Below are 2,383 nucleotides of genomic sequence, written 5' to 3' on the forward strand. Positions count from 1 at the left end.
CGAGCGATCCACATTAACAGAATTTTGGGTAATTGATTTATGGTTGGGGAATTTGCGCTTGGGATTTCTCGTTGGGATTGGGCTCTCGCATTCGGGATTTATATTTTGCGCTTATTTCATTAATTTTCACCCGAATGCTTCGCCCCTACATATTTGTATCAAATTTCAAGGCTTCACCCCTGACATTTGTATCCAACTTACCGTTCTCAAAAACAACTTTACCGCCAACAATTGTCACCACAGGCCAGCCAGTTAAATTCCAACCTTCAAAGGAACTCCAGCCGCACTTGCTCGCCATTTCTGCTCCGATTACCGGGCGGTAGTTGTCCAAATCAACTAAGACTAAATCGGCGTCAAAACCCGGAGCTATCGCCCCTTTGTTCGGGATTTTATAAGCCTTCGCAACAGCCGCAGACATCCAATTAGCAACTTGGGCAACTGTACATCTTCCCTCGACTGCTTGCGTCAACATTAAAGGCAAAGAAGTTTCAACTCCTGGCATTCCAGATGGGCTATTTGGATACTCTTGAGCTTTTTCTTCTAAGGTGTGCGGCGCGTGATCGGTGGCGATAAAATCAATTACGCCGTCGAGTAAAGCTTGCCAAAGTATTTCGTTATCGCGGGTATCGCGTAATGGGGGATTCATCTGGGCTAAACTGCCGATTTTTTGATAGGCGCTGGTATTTAACAACAAATGCTGCGGCGTTACTTCTGCTGTTACCCAACTGGGTTTTTCTTGACGCAAAAACTCGGCTTCGTCGCCAGTTGAAAGGTGCAGAATGTGCAGTCGGCGTTGATATTTTTTAGAAAGTTTTACGGCTAGCTGAGTTGCTAACAAGGCTGCTTGATTGTCTTGAATTTGCGAGTGCACAGCTAAATCGGTACTGCCGGCAAATTCCTGACGGCGCTGATTAATTCTAGTTTGATCTTCGGCGTGTACTGCAATTAATCGATCGCCCTTTGCGAAAACTCTCTCTAAATTTTCCTCTCCATCCATCAAAAGCTGTCCGTGCATCGAACCCATAAACACCTTAATCCCCGGAGTCGGATTCGCATCCAACAAATCCGGCAAATTCTCCGGCGTCGCCCCAATAAAAAAGCCGTAATTGACCAAACACTTGTCAGCAGCGCGCCTTAGCTTGTCATCTAAGGCCGCTTGGGTTGTAGTTAGGGGGCGGGTATTCGGCATTTCCAAAAACGATGTCACGCCACCCTTAGCGCACGCACAACTAGCCGTAAACAAATCTTCCTTGTGTTCCAAACCCGGCTCGCGGAAGTGTACCTGCGGGTCAATTACTCCGGGCAACAGAGTTAAGCCGATCGCATTTATTTCGCGATCGCCCGATCCAGCAATCTCCGGAGCAACCCGAACAATTTTGCCATCGCTAATTTGCACGTCTCCTACCAAAAACTCGCCGTCGGGTAACAGAATGCGAGCGCGGCGGATTAACAAACTTGATGTGGTCGGCATAAGCTATAATTAAGTCAGGAGTGTACGTGGAAACATGGGAAAATTTTATCCTCAAAAGAGTTTTGAAAATAGTAAGAAATATAACTAACTTGCGGAAAATTTATAATGTTTAGGGTGCGCTGTCCGCACCTTACTCAACCAGATAGTACAAAAACTCGCGTCTGGGGCACAGATTTTGCAGATTTCCTCAAAAAACCCCGAAATAAGTTTATAATTTGTATCCAGCCCAGTCACTTAATACTTATGACTCGTCCAGACAAGTCAGCCGACCAAAAACCCCCGCAAGATACTGAAAATCCTTGGATAGAAGGAATTAAGACGATCGGCTTAGCAGCATTCTTAGCCTTTGGTATCCGCACCCTCGTTGCTGAAGCTCGCTACATTCCCACCGGCTCGATGCTCCCAACCCTACAAATTAACGATCGACTAATTATAGACAAGGTGAGCTATCGACTCCAAGACCCGCAGCGAGGAGATATTATCGTGTTTATGCCTCCCGATCCGGCGAGTTTGTGCACGGGACAGCCACCGCCGATCAAAGATGCCTACATTAAGCGAGTGATCGGACTTCCGGGCGATACTGTGGAAGTCAAAGAGGGAAAAGTTTTTATTAACAAGCAGCCGCTACAGGAAAAATATATTGAAGAAATTCCGCAGTATCCCTACGGGCCTGTGGTTGTATCTCAAAATTCTTACTTGGTGCTGGGTGACAACCGCAACGCAAGCTGTGACAGCCATTATTGGGGCTTTGTACCGAAGCAAAATATCATCGGTAGGGCGATCGTCCGTTTTTGGCCTCTCAACCGCACAGGCTCGATCGACCCCACGCCGATTTATCCCGCTAAAAATTAGCTACCATTCAAATCCTCGGCGGTTGGAAACCGCGTCTATACAAACGATTCAAATCCTCGG

Annotated in this window: 2 protein-coding genes; one reads left to right on the forward strand and one right to left on the reverse strand. The window is 46.9% G+C overall.

What is annotated here, in order from left to right:
* Nucleotides 1-145: 145 nt before the first annotated feature.
* Nucleotides 146-1,471 carry a dihydroorotase gene (locus QT974_RS31000; RefSeq protein WP_333472212.1) on the reverse strand — a complete coding sequence of 442 codons (1,326 nt, stop codon included), beginning with the start codon at nt 1,469-1,471 and terminating at the stop codon, nt 146-148.
* Nucleotides 1,472-1,714: 243 nt separating this feature from the next.
* Between QT974_RS31000 and lepB the strand changes: the two genes are divergently transcribed.
* Nucleotides 1,715-2,323 (forward strand): signal peptidase I, encoded by a 609-nt coding sequence (lepB, locus tag QT974_RS31005; RefSeq protein ID WP_333472213.1) that lies wholly within the window; start codon nt 1,715-1,717, stop codon nt 2,321-2,323.
* The last annotated feature ends 60 nt before the right edge of the window (nt 2,324-2,383 follow it).

Source organism: Microcoleus sp. BM001215392, assembly GCF_036700185.1.
Lineage (GTDB): Bacteria > Cyanobacteriota > Cyanobacteriia > Cyanobacteriales > Microcoleaceae > Microcoleus.

Excerpts from the sequence above, each read along its gene's own strand:
- lepB (WP_333472213.1), top strand. The coding sequence starts at position 1,715 with ATGACTCGTCCAGACAAGTCAGCCGACCAAAAACCCCCGCAAGATACT.
- QT974_RS31000 (WP_333472212.1), bottom strand. The coding sequence starts at position 1,471 with ATGCCGACCACATCAAGTTTGTTAATCCGCCGCGCTCGCATTCTGTTA.